General features: G+C 69.7%; 20 protein-coding genes and 2 tRNA genes. 7 read left to right on the top strand and 15 right to left on the bottom strand.

What is annotated here, in order from left to right; genetic code table 11:
• Positions 1 to 18: 18 nt before the first annotated feature.
• Positions 19 to 501: an arginase family protein gene (locus ACFVV1_RS04880; RefSeq protein WP_389985132.1), complete on the bottom strand. Its 483-nt coding sequence runs from the start codon at positions 499 to 501 to the stop codon at positions 19 to 21.
• Here ACFVV1_RS04880 and ACFVV1_RS04875 point away from each other — a divergent pair.
• Together ACFVV1_RS04875 and ACFVV1_RS04870 are read left to right on the top strand one after the other, a co-directional pair.
• The gene (locus ACFVV1_RS04875) at positions 409 to 612 is read left to right on the top strand and encodes a hypothetical protein (RefSeq protein WP_389985182.1); all 204 of its coding nucleotides are present in this window, start codon (positions 409 to 411) and stop codon (positions 610 to 612) included. The genes ACFVV1_RS04880 and ACFVV1_RS04875 overlap by 93 nt on opposite strands.
• The gene (locus ACFVV1_RS04870) at positions 609 to 977 is read left to right on the top strand and encodes a hypothetical protein (protein WP_389984508.1); all 369 of its coding nucleotides are present in this window, start codon (positions 609 to 611) and stop codon (positions 975 to 977) included. The genes ACFVV1_RS04875 and ACFVV1_RS04870 overlap by 4 nt, the downstream gene beginning before the upstream one ends.
• On the opposite strand, the gene ACFVV1_RS04865 is transcribed toward ACFVV1_RS04870, so the two are convergent.
• The 3 genes from ACFVV1_RS04865 to ACFVV1_RS04855 form a co-directional block, all read right to left on the bottom strand.
• Complete coding sequence (locus tag ACFVV1_RS04865) at positions 928 to 1,869, bottom strand: tellurite resistance/C4-dicarboxylate transporter family protein (RefSeq protein ID WP_389984505.1); 942 nt, start codon at positions 1,867 to 1,869, stop codon at positions 928 to 930. The two genes, ACFVV1_RS04870 and ACFVV1_RS04865, sit on opposite strands and share 50 nt — an antisense overlap.
• A 117-nt stretch (positions 1,870 to 1,986) precedes the next feature.
• Positions 1,987 to 2,670 (bottom strand): ABC transporter ATP-binding protein, encoded by a 684-nt coding sequence (locus ACFVV1_RS04860; protein ID WP_389984502.1) that lies wholly within the window; start codon positions 2,668 to 2,670, stop codon positions 1,987 to 1,989.
• Positions 2,667 to 3,746 carry an ABC transporter permease gene (locus tag ACFVV1_RS04855; protein ID WP_389984500.1) on the bottom strand — a complete coding sequence of 360 codons (1,080 nt, stop codon included), beginning with the start codon at positions 3,744 to 3,746 and terminating at the stop codon, positions 2,667 to 2,669. The genes ACFVV1_RS04860 and ACFVV1_RS04855 overlap by 4 nt, the downstream gene beginning before the upstream one ends.
• Before the next feature lie 194 nt (positions 3,747 to 3,940).
• Here ACFVV1_RS04855 and ACFVV1_RS04850 point away from each other — a divergent pair, with 194 nt between their 5' ends.
• Both ACFVV1_RS04850 and ACFVV1_RS04845 read left to right on the top strand, forming a co-directional pair.
• The gene (locus ACFVV1_RS04850; protein WP_389984497.1) at positions 3,941 to 5,149 is read left to right on the top strand and encodes a sensor histidine kinase; all 1,209 of its coding nucleotides are present in this window, start codon (positions 3,941 to 3,943) and stop codon (positions 5,147 to 5,149) included.
• Positions 5,146 to 5,781 carry a response regulator gene (locus tag ACFVV1_RS04845; RefSeq protein WP_389984494.1) on the top strand — a complete coding sequence of 212 codons (636 nt, stop codon included), beginning with the start codon at positions 5,146 to 5,148 and terminating at the stop codon, positions 5,779 to 5,781. Before ACFVV1_RS04850 ends, ACFVV1_RS04845 begins: the two co-directional genes overlap by 4 nt.
• A gap of 232 nt (positions 5,782 to 6,013) precedes the next feature.
• Here ACFVV1_RS04845 and ACFVV1_RS04840 read toward each other — a convergent pair.
• Positions 6,014 to 6,086, bottom strand: a tRNA-Ala gene (locus ACFVV1_RS04840).
• Between the two features lie 172 nt (positions 6,087 to 6,258).
• Here ACFVV1_RS04840 and ACFVV1_RS04835 point away from each other — a divergent pair.
• A complete protein-coding gene (locus ACFVV1_RS04835) occupies positions 6,259 to 6,807 on the top strand; it encodes a helix-turn-helix domain-containing protein (RefSeq protein ID WP_389984492.1) in 549 nt (182 codons plus the stop codon).
• Positions 6,808 to 6,886: 79 nt separating this feature from the next.
• A complete protein-coding gene (locus tag ACFVV1_RS04830; RefSeq protein WP_389984489.1) occupies positions 6,887 to 8,215 on the top strand; it encodes a serine/threonine-protein kinase in 1,329 nt (442 codons plus the stop codon).
• A gap of 53 nt (positions 8,216 to 8,268) precedes the next feature.
• Here ACFVV1_RS04830 and ACFVV1_RS04825 read toward each other — a convergent pair whose 3' ends face one another.
• The 3 genes from ACFVV1_RS04825 to ACFVV1_RS04815 form a co-directional block, all read right to left on the bottom strand.
• Positions 8,269 to 9,693 carry a hypothetical protein gene (locus ACFVV1_RS04825; RefSeq protein ID WP_389984486.1) on the bottom strand — a complete coding sequence of 475 codons (1,425 nt, stop codon included), beginning with the start codon at positions 9,691 to 9,693 and terminating at the stop codon, positions 8,269 to 8,271.
• Positions 9,693 to 11,612 carry a VWA domain-containing protein gene (locus ACFVV1_RS04820; protein WP_389984483.1) on the bottom strand — a complete coding sequence of 640 codons (1,920 nt, stop codon included), beginning with the start codon at positions 11,610 to 11,612 and terminating at the stop codon, positions 9,693 to 9,695. Before ACFVV1_RS04820 ends, ACFVV1_RS04825 begins: the two co-directional genes overlap by 1 nt.
• Positions 11,613 to 11,762: 150 nt before the next feature.
• Positions 11,763 to 11,897, bottom strand: a complete 135-nt coding sequence (locus ACFVV1_RS04815) for a DLW-39 family protein (RefSeq protein ID WP_003958712.1) — start codon at positions 11,895 to 11,897, stop codon at positions 11,763 to 11,765.
• Between the two features lie 307 nt (positions 11,898 to 12,204).
• Between ACFVV1_RS04815 and ACFVV1_RS04810 the strand changes: the two genes are divergently transcribed.
• Positions 12,205 to 12,576, top strand: a complete 372-nt coding sequence (locus ACFVV1_RS04810; protein WP_389984480.1) for a DUF6344 domain-containing protein — start codon at positions 12,205 to 12,207, stop codon at positions 12,574 to 12,576.
• A gap of 276 nt (positions 12,577 to 12,852) precedes the next feature.
• Here ACFVV1_RS04810 and ACFVV1_RS04805 read toward each other — a convergent pair.
• From ACFVV1_RS04805 to gnd, 7 genes are all read right to left on the bottom strand, one after another.
• A tRNA-Ile gene (locus ACFVV1_RS04805) sits at positions 12,853 to 12,926 on the bottom strand.
• A gap of 70 nt (positions 12,927 to 12,996) precedes the next feature.
• Positions 12,997 to 13,605, bottom strand: coding sequence for a DUF3566 domain-containing protein (locus ACFVV1_RS04800; protein WP_389984477.1), 609 nt, complete (start codon positions 13,603 to 13,605; stop codon positions 12,997 to 12,999).
• A 93-nt stretch (positions 13,606 to 13,698) separates the two neighbouring features.
• Complete coding sequence (gene gyrA / locus ACFVV1_RS04795; protein WP_389984474.1) at positions 13,699 to 16,323, bottom strand: DNA gyrase subunit A; 2,625 nt, start codon at positions 16,321 to 16,323, stop codon at positions 13,699 to 13,701.
• Positions 16,324 to 16,369: 46 nt separating this feature from the next.
• Complete coding sequence (gyrB, locus tag ACFVV1_RS04790; RefSeq protein ID WP_389984471.1) at positions 16,370 to 18,475, bottom strand: DNA topoisomerase (ATP-hydrolyzing) subunit B; 2,106 nt, start codon at positions 18,473 to 18,475, stop codon at positions 16,370 to 16,372.
• Positions 18,476 to 18,878: 403 nt separating this feature from the next.
• Positions 18,879 to 19,469, bottom strand: a complete 591-nt coding sequence (locus ACFVV1_RS04785) for a DUF721 domain-containing protein (RefSeq protein WP_389984468.1) — start codon at positions 19,467 to 19,469, stop codon at positions 18,879 to 18,881.
• A complete protein-coding gene (recF, locus tag ACFVV1_RS04780) occupies positions 19,466 to 20,596 on the bottom strand; it encodes a DNA replication/repair protein RecF (RefSeq protein ID WP_389984465.1) in 1,131 nt (376 codons plus the stop codon). Before recF ends, ACFVV1_RS04785 begins: the two co-directional genes overlap by 4 nt.
• Positions 20,597 to 20,715: 119 nt before the next feature.
• Positions 20,716 to 21,594, bottom strand: coding sequence for a phosphogluconate dehydrogenase (NAD(+)-dependent, decarboxylating) (gnd, locus tag ACFVV1_RS04775; protein ID WP_093895043.1), 879 nt, complete (start codon positions 21,592 to 21,594; stop codon positions 20,716 to 20,718).
• Positions 21,595 to 21,620: the final 26 nt, after the last annotated feature.

Genomic DNA, 21,620 nt, shown 5'->3' with positions numbered 1-21,620 from the left:
CGCCGTCCCCGCCCGCGGTCACACCGTGCGGGGCGCCGCGCTCCGCGAGGTCACCATGCGGTTAATCAGGCGCGCGCCGGCGCGCGCCGTGCGCTGGTCGACATCGAGGTCCGGGTTCAGCTCGGCGATGTCGCACACGGCAAGCTTGCCGCTCGCGGCCACCTTGGCGCAGACGCGCTCGATGACGTCCATCTGCACGCCGTAGGCGGCTGGGGCGCTGACGCCCGGTGCGACGGCTGCGGGGAGCACGTCGAGGTCGATGCTCAGATGCACGACGTCACAGCTCGCGAGGAAGTCGTCGACGAACTTCTCGGTACGCGGCAGGTCGAGCAGCCCGCACCCGGTGTCCGGAAGGCAGCGCACCCCGAGCCTGTCCGCAGTGCGGAACAGCCGGGCACGCCGTTGCGGGTGAGCCGTCGCATGACCGCGGGCGCCTGCCCGCGCTGGGCCGAACCGGGGGACGTGGCGTTCGCCGCCTTCCGCAGCGACGAGGGCGTACACCGCAACAAGGGACGCCGGGGCGCGGCGGCCGGTCCGGGCGCCCTGCGTCGGGCCCTCGCGTCGATGGCGCTGCCGGGACCGCTGCGCGCCCTGGACGCCGGCGGCGGATGACACCGCAGGAGGCGGCGGCCCTGAAGTTCCCGGCCCCCTTCTGGCCGTACGGCCGGCTGGTCACCATCGCCTTCATGATCGGCATCGTGATCGTTCTCGGCTTCTACGACAGCACCCGGATCGCCCTGGTCGTCGGCGTCGTATGGCTCGCGCTCCTCACGGGCGTCCACTACCTGTGGATACGGCCGGGGCGCCCTCGGCCGGAGCCGCCCGCCTCCGCGGAAGCGGAAAGGGAGGCCGTCCCCACGGCGCCACCGCGACGGGGACAGCCACAGCCACCCGTCGGCGGCCCGCTCGCGACCCGGAACACGCCGCTCATCCGTCTGCTCCCCGCCGGATCTGCCGCAGCAGTCCGGCGGCGGTGAGCAGCCATACGAGGGCGGCGATCCACAGCAGAGCGCGGCCGGCGGTCGCGAGCTGGTGGATGCCGGTGGCCGAGGCGGAGGAGAGGGAGGCGACGGCGACCATGCCCAGGGGGAAGACCGTGGACCAGCGGCGGATGTCGTAGTGCGGACGAGGACGGGCGAGTTCGGCGGCGGCCAGGACGAGGTACCAGGCGAAGGCGAGAGCGAGCAGGACGAGCGTCGCCGCGCGAAGAGCGGTGTGGGCACCGCCGGTCCAGACGGGGGACGTCAGAAGTTTTGACCCGGCCAGGGCGAAAATCGCCGGCGCGCCCCCGGCGACCCACTGGTCGCCGCCTCCGGTGACGACCTGCCGGAGAGCGAAGTGGTGGAGCGCCACGGGATAGAGGAGCACGCCGAGGCAGAACAGCGCGAACCCCGCCCTGACGAGCCAGGTGCCGTACGCCGGGGCGAGCGTGCCCGCCAGTACGGCGAGCCCTTCGGTGGCGACGCAGACGAGGAAGACCGCACCCGGCATCCGCCGGCGCCAGTGGCGGACGTCCGCGAGCAGCAGCCCCGGCCACGCGAGCGCCGCGACGACGAGCAGGGAGGCGGCGAGGACGTACCGGTCGAGCAGGGCCAGGCGGGTGCCGAGTACGCAGGTCGCGGCGACGGCGGTGATGGCGGGCGGAGTGCCGGCCTCGGCGATCCAGCGGGCCCGGTCGCGCAGCAGCCGTCGGCTGAAGTCCACGGCGAGCAGCAGCCACAGCCCGGCGGCCGGCGCGAGCAGGACCGCGGAGAGAACGGGGTGGCCGGTCAGCGACAGGCCTACGGAGATGATGCCGGTGGCCATCACTGCGGTCCCGGCGGCGGGGGGCAGTTCGGCCCACCGGTGCGAAAGACGGTGCTTCGTCACCCGTCCATCGCATCGCGCCCGGAGCGGCGCCACCATCGGGGAGGTCCGCACGGGTCCGGTCGCGGCCGGCCGGCCGTCGCGCCCGGCCGTGCGGGGCCGCCGTCGGCGTCGGCGTGGTCAGCAGGCGGGTGCGGGCAGGGTGAGGCGTCCGTCGTGGACTTCGGCGATCTGGTCGACGGCGGTGAGGTGGGCGCGGTCGTGGGTGACGAGGACGGTGGCGGTGGCCTGTTGGTGGGTGAGCCGGGTGATCAGGTCGATGACGGCGGCGCCGCGTTCGTGGTCCAGGGCGCTGGTGGGTTCGTCGACCAGGAGGACGGTGGGGTCGTTCATCAGGGCGCGGGCGATGTTGATGCGCTGGCGCTGGCCGCCGGAGAGCTGGTGGGGGCGTCGGCCCGCCTGGTCGGCCAGGCCTACGGCGTCCAGCAGTTCCATCGCGCGCGGGCGGGCCGAGGACGGGGAACGGCCGTCTATCCGGGCCATGACCTGAAGCTGTTCGGCCGCGGTGAGGGAGGGCAGCAGGTTGGGCTGCTGAAAGACGATGCCGATCTTGTGACGGCGCAGGTCGGTCAGTTCGCCGCGGGTCATGCCGGTGGTGCTGACGCCGTCGATGGTGACGGTGCCGGCCTCGGGGGTGATGAGGGTGGCGGCGACGGCGAGGAGGCTGGACTTGCCGGAGCCGGAGGGGCCGACGACGGCGGTGAGGCTGCCCTTGGGGACGTCGAGGCCGACCCGGTCAAGGGCGGTGAGGCGGCTCTCGCCGTCGGGGTAGGTCAGGGTGATGTCGGTCAGGTTCAGGCTCATCGTGCGCTCCCCAGGGCGGTCAGCGGGTCGACGGAAGTGATGCGGCGGATGGACAGGGCGGCCCCGAGCGCGCCGAGAAGGATCATCACGGCGGCCGGGACGAGGACGGTTGCCGGGGTGAGGAGGAAGGGCACGGCCGAGCCGGACACGGCGGAGCCGACAGCGACGGCGATACCGGTGCCGAGCAGGGTGCCGCCCACCAGCAGGACGACGGCCTGGCCGAGGGCGTCCTTCAGGAGGTCGGCGGTGGAGGCGCCCAGGGCCTTGAGGACGGCGACATCACCGCTGCGCTGGATGGTCCACACCGTGAAGAACGCGCCGATGACCAGCGCGGAGATGGCGAACAGGAAGCCGCGCATCAGCTGCAGGGAGCCGTTCTCGGAGGTGTAGGAGCCGATCGCGGACAGCGAGTCGTCCTTGGACACCGTCTTGGTGCCCAAGGCCTTGTCGGTCGCGTTCACCTCGGCGCCCGACGTGGTCGTGAGTGCGATGACGGTCGCGGCGGGGCCGCCGGTCGGCGGAGCGGTCTTCTGCCAGGTGGTGAGGCTGGTCCAGATGACGGGGGTGTGGCTGAAGGAGGCGTCCCCGCTCGTGGCGGCGACGGTCAGCCGCCGGCCGGCGACGGTGACCGTGTCACCCGGCTTCGCACCGAGGCCGTCGGCGGCGGCAGTGGACAGCACCACCGAACGGTCGTCGATCTTCCCGCCGTCCGGGGCCAGGCCGGAGCCGGGCCGGACGCCGAAGACGGACACACCCTCGCTCCGGCCGCCCGCGGTGGCCTTGGTGGTGGAGATGCCCAGCGGCTCGGCGCTGCTCACCCCGGGTGCCTCGGCCCACCGCTTCCACTGCTCACGGGTGACCGTGGAATTGGAGTACGACACGTCCTGCCCGCTGCTCGGAGCGGCGAAAGCGATCCTGTCGGCGGACAGGCCCGTGATCGCGGAGATGTTCTGCCGGCCGAGCCCGGCGGTCAGCCCGGACAGCAGCCCGACCAGCAGCGTGATCAGCACGATGACGGTTCCCATCAAGGCGAAGCGCCCCTTGGCGAACCGGAGGTCTCTCCAGGCGACGAACATGTTCCGGCCTGCCCTTTCACGTGGTGGAATCGGTACGTCTTCACGTGGTGGAATCGGTACGTCCCCACCCTCGCCGCCGCCCCCGTGCCGAGGCATCGCGCCCAGGATCGGACTTTTGGAATCAAAGGGCGGCGCCGGCCCTCCACCTTTTGATTGATGCCCGGTATGGACCGTTTCCGTAGACTGGGTGCCTCATGAGCACCCTCACTCCCACCACCAGGGCACTGGCCTGGTGCCTGCACCTGCTGGTCATCGGTCTGCTCGCCCTGACCGTGGTCCGGGCCCTGGGCACGGGGGAATCCCGGGCGGGCCTCGTCGTCGCCGTCTGTACGGCGCTGGGGGTGGCGTACGCGGTGGGCCCGCTGCTGCCCCGTATCAGCCGCTCCCGCCGGGCCGCCGCGCTGTGGCTGGCCGTGGTGGGCGCCGTCTGGCTGGTTCTGCTGGCCCTGACCGCCGACGCGGTGTGGCTGGCGTTCCCGCTGTATTTCCTCCAGCTCCATCTGCTGACTCGCCGCGGCGGCCTGATTTCGGTCGTCGTCACCGCCGTCGCGGCGATCACGGCCTTCTCCGCCCACCAGGGCGCCTTCGCGGCTGCCACCGCGATCGGCCCGGCACTGGGTGCGGCCGTCGCCGTGGCCGTGGTGTGGGGCTATCAGGCCCTGTACCGGGAGAGCGAACAGCGCCGACGGCTGATCGAGGAGCTCACCACCACCCGCGCCGACCTGGCCGCCGCCCAGCACACCGCCGGCGTCCTGGCCGAACGTGAACGCCTCGCCCGCGAGATCCATGACACCCTCGCCCAGGGCCTGTCCAGCATCCAGTTGCTCCTGCGTGCCGCCGAACGCGCCCTGCCCGCCCGGCCCGAGGCCGCCGAGCGCTACATCGACCAGGCCCGCCAGACGTCCGTGGACAACCTCGCCGAAGCCCGCCGGTTCGTCGCGGCCCTCACCCCGCCCGCCCTGGAAGGCACCACCCTGGCCGGAGCCCTGGAACGGCTGTGCGCCACGACCAGCACCCAGCACCCCCTCACCGCCCGCTTCCACCTCACCGGCGAGCCCGTGCCCCTGCCCACCGCCCACGAAGTCGCCCTGCTGCGCATCGCGCAGTCCGCGCTGTCCAACACCGTCCGCCACGCACACGCCACCACCGCCGAGGTGACTCTCAGCTACCTCGACGACGAGGTGGCCCTCGACGTCGTCGACGACGGCACCGGCTTCGATCCCACCCGCCTGCCCGCTCCCGATCCGGCCACCGGCGGTTTCGGACTGGCCGCCATGCGCGCCCGCACCCGCGCCCTCGGCGGCACCCTCAGCATCGAATCCGCCCCCGGCCGCGGCAGCGCCCTCGCAGCGCAACTCCCCGCCCACCCGGCACCCCGACCCGACGACGAGGCCCAGCCGTGACCGACACCCCCATCCGTCTGCTGCTCGCCGACGACCACCCCGTCGTACGGGCGGGACTGCGTGCCGTACTGGAGACCGAACCGGACTTCACCATCGTGGCCGAGGCCGCCACGGCCGAGGAAGCCGTCACCCTGGCCGGCGAACTCGACATCGACGTCGTTCTGATGGACCTGCAGTTCGGTCCGGGCATGAACGGCTCCCAGGCCACCGCCGCCATCACCGCCCGCCCCGGCGCACCCCGGGTCCTGGTCGTCACCACCTACGACACCGACGCCGACACGCTGCCCGCCATCGAAGCGGGCGCCACCGGTTACCTCCTCAAGGACGCCCCGCCCGAGGAACTGGCCGCCGCCGTACGGACCGCCGCCGCCGGACGCACCACCCTCGCCCCCACCGTCGCCGACCGGCTCATGAACCGCCTGCGCACCCCCCGGACCGCCCTGACCCGCCGCGAGACGGAAATCCTCGGTCTGGTCGCCGACGGCCTGTCCAACCAACGCATCAGCGACCGGCTCAGCCTCACCCAGGCCACCGTCAAGTCCCACCTGGCCCACATCTACGCCAAGCTCGGCGTCGACTCCCGCACCGCCGCCGTCGCCACCGCCACCGACCTCGGCCTCATCCGCCGCTGACGGCCGGCACGCGGCAGCCGATGGACCACGGCCGCCACATCGCGCCACGCGCCCTGTTCAGCTGGGCAGAACGAGGCAGGGCGCGAGGGCGAACGGAGTGGTGATCAGCGCCGAGTCTCGGGCTCGCGGAGCCGGCCGGACCGGGTGCATGAACACAAAGAGGTCCCCCGATCCACGCAAAAGGGTCCCCTGGCCCGCGTTTCCGCGGCCCAGGGGACCCTTTCTACCGATGTGGAGCCTAGGAGATTCGAACTCCTGACATCTGCCTTGCAAAGGCAGCGCTCTACCAACTGAGCTAAGGCCCCGAAAAACGGACAGCACCGGACGCTTCAGCGCCTCGGCGACCGCCGCAGACCAGAGTACCGGGTACCCCCCGGAATCTTGCAAAAAGACAGGGACTCCCGGTCGGCGACCACGCTCCGTAAGATGCTCGACGAGGTTCGCAGCAGCGAAGCCGCAGCGAAGGGGAGACGCGCCATGGATGCAGCTCAGCAAGAGGCAACGGCAAGAGCCAGGGAACTTCAGCGCAGTTGGTACGGAGAGCCTCTCGGGGCGCTCTTCCGCCGGCTGATCGATGATCTCGGCCTGAACCAGGCCCGGCTCGCCGCGGTCCTCGGGCTGTCCGCTCCCATGCTCTCCCAGCTGATGAGCGGCCAGCGGGCGAAGATCGGCAACCCCGCGGTCGTCCAGCGCGTCCAGGCGCTCCAGGAACTGGCCGGTCAGGTCGCCGACGGCAGCACCAGCGCGGGAGAGGCCACCGACCGCATGGAAGAGATCAAGAAGTCCCAGGGCGGCTCCGTCCTCACCGCCACCAGCCAGACCTCCAACACCGGCGGCGCCCCGACCGTCCGGCGCGTGGTGCGCGAGATCCAGTCGCTGCTGCGGTCCGTCGCAGCCGCCGGTGACATCATCGATGCCGCCGACTCCCTCGCCCCGACCCACCCGGAGCTGGCAGAGTTCCTCAAGGTGTACGGCGCGGGGCGCACCGCGGACGCGGTGGCGCACTACGAGGGACACCAGGGCTAGGGCCTGTCCGAGGTCCTAGGGCACTACCCCCGAGAGCCGGGCACGAGCCGGAACAGGAACTGGGAGCGGGCGCAGCGCAATGGGTGAGGTCTTCGCCGGTCGGTACGAACTGATCGATCCGATCGGACGTGGTGGGGTCGGCGCCGTCTGGCGCGCCTGGGACCACCGACGCCGCCGTTATGTGGCGGCCAAGGTCCTCCAGCAGAGCGACGCGCACACGCTGCTGCGCTTCGTCCGCGAGCAGGCGCTGCGGATCGAGCATCCGCATGTCCTCGCCCCGGCCAGCTGGGCCGCGGACGACGACAAGGTCCTGTTCACCATGGATCTGGTGAGCGGCGGTTCACTGGCCCATGTCATCGGCGACTACGGACCGCTGCCCCCTCGTTTCGTCTGCACGCTGCTCGACCAGCTGCTGTCCGGGCTGTCGACGGTGCATGCGGAGGGCGTCGTGCACCGGGACATCAAACCCGCCAACATCCTGATGGAGGCCACCGGCACCGGGCGGCCGCATCTACGGCTGTCCGACTTCGGTATCTCCATGCGCAAGGGCGAGCCGCGCCTCACCGAGACCAACTACGTGGTGGGAACGCCGGGTTACTTCGCGCCGGAGCAGATGATGGGCGCGGAACCCGACTTCCCCGCGGACCTGTTCGCGGTCGGCCTGGTGGCGCTGTATCTGCTGCAGGGGAAGAAGCCGGACGCGCAGGCCATCATCGAGCACTTCGCCGCGTACGGAACTCCCAGCGCCCCGGAGGGGATTCCCGAGCCGCTGTGGCAGGTCCTCGCGGGGCTGCTGCAGCCGGATCCCCAGGCCAGGTTCCGTACGGCCACGGGCGCGCGCAAGGCGCTGACGGCCGCGGTCGACATGCTGCCCGAACCCGGCACCGACGACGAGCCGGTGGAGGTGTTCGACCAAATCGGGCCGCTGCCGGCCGGCTTCGGGCCCGACGGACCGGTCACGGCCCCCAGAACGGCCGTGCAGGACGCGCACCCCGTACAGCCCGTACCTCCCGGCCCCGCGGCTCAGCACCCCGTACAGCAGCCCTACACCCCGCCTCCGGTCCCGATGTCCGAGACGGGCAGCTTTCACCTTCCGCCGCCTCCGCAGCAGCCCACACCGCTGCCCCAGCAGGCACAGGCGGCCCCGCCTCCCACTCCGCACACGGCTGCCCCGTTCGCCGCGCCCGCACCGGATCCTTCGCGGGCCCCCACGGCCGCGGTGCACCATGAGCCGGCTCTCACCCGGGCGTACACCGCCGGACAGCCGCAGGTTCCCGCCGCGGGATCGGGATCTGCCGCGCGCGTGCCGCAGAAGCGTCCGGGACCGCCCCCGAAGGTGGCGGTCCCGGTCCTGCTGGTGGCGCTGATCTTTTTCGCCGTGGGTGTCTGGGCGCTGACCCAGAGCTGAGTACGTCGTCGGCCGGAGCCCCGCCGCCGTGGGCGGCCGCGGTTCCGGCCCCGCTACCAGGCCTGCGGCGGGCCTCCGTAGGGCGGTTGTCCGCCCCCGCCCGGTCCGCCCGCGGCCGGACCGTTCGAGCCGGGCGGAACTGCCGGTCCCACCGAAGCCGCGAAGGCCTCCGGACCCGCCGTAGCCGCCGGACCCATCGGGGCGGCCACCGCGCGGCGCCGTGCCAGCAGCGTCCACACGCCGAGCCCGAGCATCAGCACGGCACCCGCGCTGATCCCGGCCACGCCGACCGCTCTCATGGTGTTGCTCCTGGCCGCCTCGGAATCGCTCCGGCCGCTCTTGGCCATGTCCCTGTCGTCCTGCGTGACCGAGAAGATCCCCGCGCCCCCCGCGTACGGCGACTTCTCCGCCTTCCCCTCCACCTTGATCCTGAGGATCAGCGGAATCGCCTTGTCACCGTACGACTTCGCGATCTTCGGGCTGAGCGTCACCGACAGGTAGTACCAGCCGGCGAACCGCATGGCGCTGACGCTGCCGGTGGAGTTGTAACGGTTCTCGTACGCCACCGGAGGCAGCGGGTCCAGCGATACGGACGCGGGCTTGCCGGAGTACGACAGCGGGCTCACGTCGTCGACATGGCCATGGGCCGGATTGTCCAGGGACATCGCGAGCGCGCTGCCGATGTACTCGTTCGAGGCGTTGTTGTTGCTCAGGACGGCGGTGGCGAAGATCTGCTGTCCCCAGTCCACCGGCACCCGGTAGAAGCGGGTCCGCCCCGGCGCGATGTCGTCGTGCCACTCGCCCGTGTCCAGACTGGTCGCGTTGGAGTAGCTGGTGCCGCCCGACCGCTTCTGCGGGGCGGCGGTGGGTGGCTCGGGGGAGGCCGACGGCCAGTTCTCCGGTGCCTCGGTCGGCATCGAACCGGCCGATTTCAGCTGCGGTTCCGACTCGTAGCGCAGCTCCAGATCCCACTCGCCGGGTGACGAGGTCGCCTTGCTCTCCCGCTCGATCAGGACGTTGTACGTGCCCGCTTCCTGACAGGTACTGCTGTCCTTCTGCGTGATCCGGTAGGCGTACGCCGCGATCGGACGCGGGAATTCCGCCGACTCGAACCGGGCGTCCTCCGAGCTGCACTGCAGGTCCGTGCTGTCCCTGATGCTGACCGTGATGCCGTCCCCGTAGGCGACCTGGCCGCCGTCCCTGGGCACGGCCACCGCCGAGACGTACGCGTCCGTCTTCGCGTCGAGGTTCAGGCGGTAGTAGAGCTTCTCGCCGCGCTTGATCGAGCTCTTGTAGACCGATCCGGGCGTGAGCGCCGACGCCTCGGTGCTGACCTCCGCGCCGCTGACCTTCTTCGCCCCGGGATCGAAGGTGTACGCGGCGTCCTCCCCGGCCGCGTACGCCTGCCCCGGCACCGCCGCCGCGCACATCGCCGCGACGGCGGCCAGCGCCACCCGGCCCCTGTTGCGCTGCCTCATCACGCGCTTCCCCTCGTCGTCTGTGCGGCGCGCCCGCGACGCCCGCGCACGAACACGAGCCCCGCGATCAACGCCACCACGGCGCCCGCCCCGGCAGCGGCCGCAATGCCGGTCCATCCTGCCCCGCCCGTACCGCTGCTGTCTCCGACGCTGCTCGAATTGCCCTTCTTGTCCCCCTTCTTGGCCACGACAGCAGCATGGTGCTCGGGGCCGGCCAGCTCGTCGCCGAGCACCGACACCCGCAGCACCACCCCGATCCGCGCGTTCTCCGCGATCTCGGCGGCCCCCGCCCCCAGCGTCACCGAGATGTAGAAGTCGCCCCCGGCGTGCACGGGCTGGACGGCGGAGCGGTACTCGTACCGATTGGTCCAGGCGACCGGCACCCCGCCCATCCTGACCACCGACGGACGGCCGTTGTACATGGTCCTCGGGGTGAACTCGCTGCCTCCGGTGAGCGGGAAACGAGCGGGAGTGAACAGCTGCGTCGCGCCGTACGAGTACGTGGAGGCGCCGCTCCCCACCGTGGGCTCGTTCGCGAACTCCACGTCGTAGCGCACCTGCTGGCCCCAGCCGGCCGGGACCTTGTACCAGAGGGTCTGCGACGGAAGGATCCGGTCGCGCCATATGCCCGGGCCGAGTTCCTCGGCGTCGTTGAAGCCGGTACCGCCCCGCACATCGCGTGGGTCGCCGGCGGGCAGCACGGCGTCCTTGCCGCCCTTGCCGTACTCCGGCTGCGACTGGGCGGGCGTGACCCCCTTCTCCAGCGGCGCCTCCACCCCGTGGACGAGTTCGAGCGGCCAACGCGCTGCGTCGGAGCCCTTCTTGCTCTCCCGCTCCACCACCAGCCAGTACCGCCCCGCCCGGTCGCAGGCCCGGGTGCCCTGCTCCGCCGGGATACGGGCGACGGCCGAGGTCAGCGGGGTCGTACCCTCCTTCTGGTTGAAGTGCGCGGTGTCCGTGACGCACGAACTGTCGGTGCCGTACGCGATGCTGGTGCGCAGCGCGTCGAACGTGTCGACGGCCGCCCCGGGCTGCGGCACCGCCGTCACCGAGAAGTCCGCCGTCGAAACGGCATCCAGACCGACGGCGTAGTACCGCTTCTCAGCGGGCCCGATGGTGTCCAGATACTGCCCGGGTACGAGCACGGGCGCCCCCGCACGCGTCGCCGCGCCCTCGACCCGCTCGCCCCGGAACCGGTAGCCGTCCGCGGAGAGCTGGGACGCCCGTTGCAGCTGCCGGGCCAGTGCCGCGGCGTCCGGCGCGTCGTAGTAGCGGCCGTTGCCCGCCGCCGCAACGCATTCGAGCTGCTCACGGGCCGCGCCCTCCACCTGGAAGCCGACCGCGTCGATCCGCAGCCCGATCCCCTCCCTGGCCAGCTGCTCGGCAACCTCGCAGGGCCGCGGCGCACCGCAGTTGTCCTCGCCGTCGGAGATCAGCAGGATCGTGCGCGTACCGACGGCTCCGCCCGCGGGCCGCGGAAGGTCCTCTGCGGCCCTGCGCAAAGACAGCCCGATGGGAGTGTCGCCCCTGGGCTCCACGGCCGCCACGGCCCGCTTCACGGCCGTCCGGTCGAGCCTCCGGACCGGCTGTACGAGCCTGGTGTCCGCGCAGCCCCGGGGGCGGTCGGCGCCGTACACCCGCAGCCCGGTCGGATATCCGTCGGGAAGGCTGTCGACGACGGTGCCGACGGCCGTACGGGCACTCTCCATCCGGGTACGCCCCGTACCGTCGTCGTCCGCCATGGAGCCGGACGAGTCGAGCACCATGACCAGGCTGCCGCCCGGGCCGGCGCCCGTCTCCTGCGAAGCGCCGGGTGCGGCCGCCGAGGCCGGCACGGCCCCCGCCACCAGGGCGAGCAGCGCCCCGCCGATCCATGCCCCCGCAACCGCAGTGCGGCGGCAGTGATCCTGTGTCCTCACGCGTGCCCCCCGACCGAAAAAGCCGAACCTTTTGCTCCCGCAACCTATTGATTTGCTTAGGTGAACTCAAGAGCACAGGCGTCACGGTCCCGCAACAGCACGAAGCCCCGGCCGCTCAGCGACCGGGGCCCGCAATCAGGCTGTTCTGTCTCACACACCCGAACCTGCGGGCACGGAGTCAGTCGCCTCCGTCCACAGATCCTGCTCGGCGCGATCCGCCTGGATCTGGCGGTACACGAGGAGCCCGCCGATGGCGGCCAGTGCGACCAGGAGAAGCTTCTTCACCGCGCGACCTCGTCTTTCCTTGACGTAGGGGACTTCTGCCGCCCGACTATACACACCGGCCGATATCGATCGGTGACCTACCTGCGACCCAATTGGCGCCCGGGGAAAAGCGATCACCCGAGAACCGATCCGGCCGGAGATCACGCCCGCGCCGGCCGCCCCTCGCAAGCCCGTCGAGGCCGGTTGCACCAGACGAGTGGTGTTCATCTGAAGATCGGCGGATCCGCGGCGTCGGTCCACGAAATCAAGGACCGCATCCACATCATCAGAAAGGTAAGCAAACCGGACCACCCGAAAGCGAGGGGCCATGAGCACCTTCAAGGCCAAGAGCATCTGGACCGCCTTCATCACCGCCTGCTTCGCCCTCCTCGCCGCACTGGGGCTCATGAGCACCCCGGCGGCGGCCACGGAGCCGAACGCCCCGGAGCCGACCACCACGAACCAGGAGCACACGGGTGCGACCGCGGCAACCGCGACCACTCCGTCGGTCCGCTGGACCCTTCCGCGTGACAGGGCGCTGCCACCCACGACGAAGCAGCGCATCCGCGCCGAGGCACACGGCTCCTCACCCGCCGCCCGGCATCTGTCCGCGGACACGACGGACGCCACGGAATCCAGGAACACCGCCCACGCCATCCACGGAGCCCCGGCGGGGGACGCATCCCTCCTCCCCCCGTGAGAGCCGCACAACTGACGTACAGAGCCCCCGGGCCGGTTCGCACCGGACGGGGGCTCCTTCGTACGCTCCAAGCCCGTCCTGCCCCTCCCGGCGCGAGGACAGCAGACGACGGCAGACGATTCAGCAGAGGACAGCAGAACCTCCTCGGCCCGACGCACCCCCCGCACCCCATGCACGAGTCCGCACCCCACGCACCCGCACCGAGCGCGCACCGCACCGATCACACGCAGAAGGCCCGGTGTCTCCGAGGAGATACCGGGCCTTCTGTTGTCACTGTGGGGCTAACAGGATTTGAACCTGTGGCCTCATCCTTATCAGGGATGCGCTCTAACCAACTGAGCTATAGCCCCGCCGCGCTGCGCGCTGACTTCTGAAGATTAGCGCACGTCGGGGCCAGTCCCAAAATCGATACTCCGCGCTCTACTCGTCCTCGGCCAGCGTGAGCTCGACGCCGCCCACGAAGCCCGCCGACAGGTTGTAGATGAAGGAGCCCAGCGTCGCCAGCGCGGTCGCCAGCACGACGTCGATCACCGCGATGACCGAGGTGAAGACGAGGACCCGCGGAAGCGACAGGAACGACTGGAGATCGAAGCCGCCGCTGTCGTTCGAACCGGTGGCCTCGCTGATCGTGCCGCCCACGGTCTCGAAGACGCCCATCGCGTCCATCACCATCCACAGGACCGCCGACGCCACCACCGTGCAGATACCGAGCGCGATGGAGAGCAGGAAGCTCACCTTCATCACCGACCACGGGTCGGCCTTGGCCACCCGCAGACGCGCCTTGCGGGTACGCGGAGTCGTCCGCGCCCCCGTCCGCGGCCGCCGGGCCGCCTGCGCGGCGCCGGCGCCCTGCGTACCACCCTGCGTGCCGTGCGGCCGGCCGCCCTGGGTCCCGCCCGCGGGCGAGGGGTATGCCTGCGGCGGGTGGTACGGCCCGCTCGCCTGCCCCGCTGCGGGCTCGCGCTCACCGGGCAACGGCCCGGTCGCGTAACCCTCGTACTGGGGCTGAGGCCCCCGGGTGTCCGTCACAGTGCCCCCTTGGGAGTCCGTGGCAGGGCCACGGGCACCGCTCGCTCCAGCTCCGGAAGCGGCCGAACCGGCGCCCGTGGCTCCACTCACGCTCTACTCCTCGTGCTCCCCGGCCGAAGGCGAAGTGCCTTCGACGTTGCCCTCGACCGTGCTCTCGGCAGCGCCCGTCACCGCAGCCTCGGCGTCCTCGGACCCCTCGACCTCTTCGGCCTCACGACCGGCTTCGGCGTTGCGGGCGATACCTACGACGGCATCGCGCTTGCCCAGATTGATCAGTTGGACGCCCATGGTGTCACGGCCCGTCTCCCTGACTTCATTGACTCGCGTACGAATCACACCACCGCCGAGCGTGATGGCGAGGATCTCATCCGTCTCCTCGACCACCAGCGCGCCCACCAGCGAGCCCCGGTCCTCCACGATCTTGGCGGCCTTGATGCCCAGGCCACCACGACCCTGAACCCGGTACTCGTCGACGGGAGTCCGCTTCGCGTACCCACCGTCGGTGGCAGTGAACACGAACGTACCCGGCCGGACAACATTCATCGAGAGCAGTTCGTCGCCTTCGCGGAAACTCATGCCCTTGACGCCCGACGTGGCACGGCCCATCGGGCGCAGCGCATCGTCCGTCGCAGTGAACCTGATCGACTGGGCCTTCTTGCTGATGAGCAGCAGATCGTCCTCGGCCGACACCAGCTCCGCACCGATCAGCTCGTCATCGGAGCCGTCCGCCGTCTCCCGCAGGTTGATCGCGATGACGCCACCGGAACGCGGTGAGTCGTAGTCCTTCAGCGCGGTCTTCTTCACGAGGCCGCCCTGCGTGGCCAGGATCAGATACGGCGCGGCCTCGTAGTCACGGATCGCCAGGATCTGGGCGATCCGCTCGTCCGGCTGGAAGGCCAGCAGGTTGGCGACGTGCTGGCCACGGGCGTCACGGCCGGCGTCCGGGAGCTCGTACGCCTTCGCCCGGTACACCCGGCCCTTGTTCGTGAAGAACAGCAGCCAGTGGTGCGTCGTCGACACGAAGAAGTGGTCGACGATGTCGTCTTCCTTGAGCTTCGTACCGCGCACGCCCTTGCCGCCGCGCTTCTGCGAGCGGTAGTCGTCCGTCTTCGTACGCTTCACATAGCCGCCACGCGAGATCGTGACGACGATGTCCTCCTCGGCGATCAGGTCCTCGATGGACATGTCACCGTCGAAGGGCACCAGCTTGGAACGCCGGTCGTCGCCGAACTTCTCGACGATCGCCGCCAGTTCCTCGCTGACGATCTGCCGCTGCCGTTCCGGCGACACCAGGATCGCGTTGTACTGGTTGATCTTCGCCTGGAGCTCGTCGTGCTCGGCCGTGATCTTCTGGTGCTCCAGCGCGGCCAGCCGGCGCAGCTGCATCTCCAGGATCGCGTTCGCCTGGATCTCGTCGATCTCCAGCAGGCCCATCAGGCCCTCGCGCGCCACCTCGACCGTCTGGCTGCGCCGGATGAGGGCGATGACCTCGTCGATCGCGTCCAGCGCCTTGAGCAGACCACGCAGAATGTGCGCCCGCTCCTCCGCCTTGCGCAGGCGGAACTTCGTACGCCGGACGATGACCTCGATCTGGTGCGTCACCCAGTGCCGGATGAACGCGTCGATCGACAGGGTCCGCGGCACACCGTCGACCAGGGCCAGCATGTTGGCGCCGAAATTGGTCTGCAGATCGGTGTGCTTGTACAGGTTGTTCAGAACGACCTTGGCGACCGCGTCCCGCTTCAGCACGACCACCAGACGCTGACCCGTCCGCGACGAGGTCTCGTCACGGACGTCCGCGATCCCGCCGATCTTGCCGTCCTTCACCAGGTCGGCGATCTTCTGGGCCAGGTTGTCCGGGTTGGTCTGGTACGGAAGCTCCGTCACGACCAGGCACTGCCGGTTCTGGATCTCCTCGACCGCGACGACCGCACGCATCGTGATCGAGCCACGGCCGGTGCGGTACGCCTCCTCGATGCCCTTGCGGCCCACGACGAGCGCACCCGTCGGGAAGTCCGGACCCTTGATCCGCTCGATCAGCGCTTCCAGGAGCTCCTCGTGCGAGGCCTCCGGGTGCTCCAGATACCACTGCGCACCCTCCGCGACCTCACGCAGGTTGTGCGGCGGAATATTGGTCGCCATACCGACCGCGATACCGGCGGAACCGTTGACCAGCAGGTTCGGGAAACGCGCCGGGAGGACCGTCGGCTCCTGGTTGCGGCCGTCGTAGTTGTCCTGGAAATCGACGGTCTCCTCGTCGATGTCCCGGACCATCTCCATGGACAGCGGCATCATCTTGCACTCGGTGTACCGCATGGCGGCGGCCGGGTCGTTGCCCGGAGAACCGAAGTTGCCGTTGGAGTCCACCAGCGGCATCCGCATCGACCACGGCTGCGCCAGTCGCACCAGTGCGTCGTAGATCGACGAGTCACCGTGCGGGTGGTAGGTACCCATGACGTCACCGACGACACGGGCACACTTGTAGAAGCCCTTCTCGGGCCGGTAGCCGCCGTCGTACATCGCGTACAGCACCCGGCGGTGGACGGGCTTGAGGCCGTCCCGCACGTCCGGCAGCGCACGCGAGACGATCACGGACATCGCGTAATCGAGGTAGGAGCGCTGCATCTCCGTCTCGAGCCCCACGGGCTCGACACGCATGCTCACGCCGGCGGCGGCCGGCTCCTCTTCAGGTGTCACAGGGGTGTTCTCGTCGGCCATTGCTGGTCAAAGTCCTTTCGAGCGGCGGCTTGCTGGTACGGCCGACTCAGATGTCGAGGAAGCGGACGTCCTTGGCGTTGCGCTGGATGAACGAGCGCCGCGCCTCGACGTCCTCGCCCATCAGCACCGAGAAGAGGTCGTCGGCCTGCGCCGCGTCGTCCAGCGTGACCTGGCCGAGGACCCGGTGGTCGACGTCCATCGTGGTGACGCGCAGCTCCTCGGCGTTCATCTCGCCGAGACCCTTGAAGCGCTGGATCGAGTCTTCCCTGATCCGCTTGCCGTTCTGCTTGCCCAGCTCCACCAGGGCGTCGCGCTCCCGGTCCGAGTACGCGTACTCGAAGTCGTCCCGGCCCCACTTGATCTTGTACAGCGGGGGGCGGGAGAGGTACACGTGCCCGGCCTCGACCAGCGGACGCATGAAACGGAAGAGGAACGTCAGCAGCAGGGTGTTGATGTGCTGACCGTCGACATCGGCGTCCGCCATCAGAATGATCTTGTGATAGCGGAGCTTCTCGATGTCGAAGTCCTCGTGGACACCGGTGCCGAAGGCCGAAATAAGCGCCTGGACCTCGGTGTTCTGCAGGATCTTGTCGATCCGGGCCTTCTCGACGTTCAGGATCTTGCCCCGGATCGGCAGGATCGCCTGGTACATCGGATTACGGCCCGACTTCGCCGAACCACCGGCGGAGTCACCCTCGACGATGAAGATCTCGCACTTCGTCGGATCGTTGGACTGGCAGTCGCTCAGCTTGCCCGGCAGCGAGGCGCTCTCCAGGAGCCCCTTACGACGGGTCAGATCACGCGCCTTACGGGCCGCGACACGGGCCGTGGCCGCCGCGATGCCCTTGCGGATGATGTCCGCGGCCTCGTTCGGATTCCGGTCGAACCAGTCCGTCAGCTGCTCGTGGACCACCTTCTGGACGAAGGTCTTCGCCTCGGTGTTGCCCAGCTTGGTCTTCGTCTGCCCCTCGAACTGGGGCTCGCCCAGCTTCACCGAGATGATCGCCGTCAGACCCTCGCGGACATCCTCACCGGTGAGGTTGTCGTCCTTCTCGCGCAGCAGCTTCTTGTCCCGCGCGTACCGGTTGACCAGGGAGGTCATCGCCGCGCGGAAACCCTCCTCGTGGGTGCCGCCCTCATGCGTGTGGATCGTGTTCGCGAAGGAGTAGACACCCTCGCTGTACTGCGTGTTCCACTGCATCGCGATCTCGGCCGAGAGGAGACGCTCCTTGTCCTCGGCCTCGATGTCGATCACCGACTGGTGAATGACGTCGCCCTTGCGGGAGTTGAGGTACTTCACGAAGTCGACGATGCCGCCCTCGTAGTGGTACGTGACCGTACGGACCTGCTCCTCCTCGGCGCTCTCGGCCACCTCGGCGACTTCCGCACCCGCCGTCGCCTTCGCCGACTCACGCTCGTCCGTGAGCTTGATCGTCAGACCCTTGTTGAGGAACGCCATCTCCTGGAAGCGGCGCGACAGGGTCTCGAAGGAGTACTCGGTGGTCTCGAAGATGTCCCCGTCGGCCCAGAACGTGACCGTCGTACCCGACTCGTCGGTGGCCTCGTTGCGGGCCAGCGGAGCGGTGGGCACACCCAGCTTGTAGTCCTGGGTCCAGCGGTAACCGTCCGTCCGGACCTCGACGGAGAGACGCGACGACAGCGCGTTCACCACGGAGACACCGACACCGTGCAGACCACCGGAGACGGCATAACCGCCGCCGCCGAACTTACCGCCGGCGTGCAGGACGGTCAGCACGACCTCGACCGCCGGCTTCTTCTCCGACGGCACGATGCCGACCGGGATACCCCGGCCGTTGTCGATCACACGGACCCCGCCGTCGGCGAGGATCGTGACGTCGATCGTGTCCGCGTGCCCGGCCATCGCCTCGTCGACCGAGTTGTCGACAACCTCTTGCACGAGGTGGTGGAGGCCTCGCTCACCGGTCGAGCCGATGTACATGCCAGGTCGCTTGCGGACCGCGTCCAGGCCCTCGAGGACGGTGATCGCGCTGGCGTCGTACGAGGGTGTGACCTCGCCGGAAGCGGATGCCTCGGCCGAGGCGATCACCTCGCCGCTCTCACCGGGTGTGGACGGAATGTTCTCGTTGGGGTTGCCGGAATCGGCCACGAAGCGCCCTTTCTGGCACAGCACAGGCCGTTCTCCGGACAGTCGGGAGCGGCTGCGTCGTTCGGCTTGTATCGACGACTCCCGCGACAGTGCGGGATTGTTCACCAGTCTACCGGTAGCGCCGACACGAATGGGGGTTTGCCGGTACCTGAGTACGCATGTGCCGCCCTGGATGAGCGCCTGACGACTCCCCATATTCAGGAAGGGCTCCCAAGAGCCCCACGCAGGCATTGAGCGCTTCGGCCTGTCAACCTTTCGCTACCGTGAGGGACGCCCCACTCCCCCCGTACGCCCTCAACCACCACATACCCGTACAACATGGACGCGACGGACAGCACCACCGAGAAGACGGCACAGCAATCCGACCGCCTTCCGAACACACCCCCACGCCTCTCAGGGACGCGAAAAACCCCAGCTCAGACGGCCCTCAGCCATACGTATCGCCAGGACCGGTGCTCCCCGGCGCCCGCAGTGGACCGAACCTGCGCTGTGGGCCCCCCGGCCCCAACACCTTGATCATCCGCACCGTGCCGTGCCCCAGATCCGCATTCAGCCGGGCCACCAGCTGCGGCGCCAGCAACCGCAGCTGCGTCGCCCACGCCGTCGAATCGCACTGCACCGTCAGCACCCGCTCGTCCGGATCCTCGTCGTACCGCAACGGCACACAGTGATTCGCCAGATCCTCACCCACGATCTGCGGCCAACGCCCCATCACCCCACCCACCGCCGCAGGCGTCTCCCAGCCACGCTCAGTGATCAGACGATTGATCGCGGCACCCAACGGCAACGGATCCCGCCCATCCGCCCGCGCCCCCGAACGCAGCCCACCGCCGCGCCTGGCCTGCTTCTTCTGCTGCGCCGCGGCACCACGCGCCCGCGCCTGCTCCTTCGCCGCACGCAACGCCACCCGCGCCAGATCCACCCCCGACGGCTCCGGCTGCTTCCCCTCCACCGGCCGCCCCTGCGACGGCTCCCCATGAGCCCCGGCGGCCCCGGACACCTCACCACGGCCGCTCACAGCCGCTCCACCTCACCCGCGGACACCGCGTACCGCGCGCCCGCCAGAACCCCCGGAACGTCGGCGTCCACCGCAGCCGTCACCAGCACCTGCTCACCCGGAGCCACCAACTCCGCCAACCGCTCACGACGACGCGCATCCAGCTCCGCGAAAACATCGTCCAGCACCAGCACCGGCTCATTGCCCTCGCTGCGCAGCAGATCGTACGAAGCCAGCCGCAGCGCCAACGCATACGACCAGCACTCACCATGGCTCGCGTACCCCTTGGCCGGCATACCCCGCAGCCCCAGCAGCAGATCGTCACGGTGCGGACCGACCAACGTCACACCCCGCTCGATCTCCTGCTTACGGACCTCCACCAGGGCCGCGATCAGCTGCTCGTACAACTCCTCACGCGTACGCGCCGAGTCCACACCCGCACCGACCGAACTCCGGTACTCCAACGCCACCGGACCACCGCCCGGCGCCACATCCCCGTACGCCTTGTCGGCCAACGGCTGCAACGCGGCAATCAGATCCAGCCGCTGCGCCAGCAGCTCCGCACCCACCCGGCCCAGATGCTGGTCCCACACATCGAGCGTGGACAGATCCATCGACCGGCCACCGTGCCTGCGCGCCATCGCCGCCGACTTCAGCAAGGTGTTGCGCTGCTTCAGCACCCGCTCGTAGTCCGAACGCACCCCCGCCATCCGCGGCGAACGCGCCGTGATCAGCTCGTCGAGAAAACGCCGACGCTCCCCCGGGTCCCCCTTGACCAGCGCCAGATCCTCCGGCGCGAACAGCACCGTCCGTACGATCCCCAGCACATCACGCGGCCTGACCTGGGACGATCTATTGATCCTGGCCCGATTGGCCTTGCCCGGATTGAGCTCCAGCTCGATCAGCTGCGAACGCTCGCCCTGCGTGACAGCGGCCCTGACGACAGCCCGGTCCGCCCCCATCCGCACCAGCGGCGCATCGGAGGAGACCCGATGGCTGCCGAGCGTCGCGAGGTAGCCGACGGCCTCCACCAGATTCGTCTTGCCCTGCCCGTTGGCCCCCACGAAAGCGGTGACGCCCGGATCGAGAGGTACCTCGACCCGGGCGTACGAGCGGAAGTCGGCCAGCGAGAGATGCGTGACATGCATGGTGTACGCCGACCTTCCCGGCTTCCTGCTCCGTGGTGCAGGTCGGACATGACAGCCCGGCCCGCTCCTCGTTGCGGTTACTTCGTGTTCTGCTTCGCTTTGATCAACTTTTTGTTGATCTACTTCTTGTTCTCGACCGCGTGGCCACCGAACTGGTTGCGCAGCGCGGCGATCATCTTCATCTGCGGGGAGTCGTCCTGCCGCGAGGCGAAACGCGCGAAGAGCGACGCCGTGATCGCGGGCAGCGGCACCGCGTTGTCGATCGCGGCCTCCACCGTCCAGCGGCCCTCACCGGAGTCGGCGGCGAAACCACGGAGCTTGTCGAGGTGCTCGTCGTCGTCCAGCGCGTTGACCGCCAGGTCGAGCAGCCAGGAACGGATGACCGTGCCCTCCTGCCACGAGCGGAAGACCTCGCGCACATCGGTGACGGAGTCGACCTTCTCCAGCAGCTCCCAGCCCTCGGCGTAGGCCTGCATCATGGCGTACTCGATGCCGTTGTGGACCATCTTCGCGAAGTGGCCGGCGCCGACCTTGCCCGCGTGGACGGAACCGAAGTCGCCCTCGGGCTTCAGCGCGTCGAAGACCGGCTGGACCTTCGCCACATTTTCGGCGTCGCCGCCGTACATCAGCGCGTAGCCGTTCTCCAGGCCCCAGACACCGCCGGAGACGCCGCAGTCCACGAAGCCGATGCCCTTGATGCCCAGCTCGACCGCGTGCTTCTCGTCGTCCGTCCAGCGGGAATTCCCGCCGTCCACGACGATGTCACCGGGCGAGAGGAGACCGGCCAGCTCGTCGATGGTGGCCTGGGTCGGGGCGCCGGCCGGCACCATCACCCAGACGACCCGGGGGCCCTTCAGCTTGCCCACGAGCTCTTCGAGACTGTGGACATCGGAGACGTCCGGGTTGCGGTCGTAACCGATGACGGTGTGGCCTGCGCGGCGGATGCGCTCGCGCATGTTGCCGCCCATCTTGCCGAGGCCGACGAGACCGAGCTCCATCAGAGATTCCTTAAGCGTTGTGCCGA

This window comes from Streptomyces sp. NPDC058092 (genome assembly GCF_042884935.1).
Taxonomy (GTDB): Bacteria; Actinomycetota; Actinomycetes; order Streptomycetales; family Streptomycetaceae; genus Streptomyces.
The sequence above is the reverse complement of the archived record's forward strand: the minus strand, read 5'-3'. Positions and strand labels throughout refer to the sequence as shown.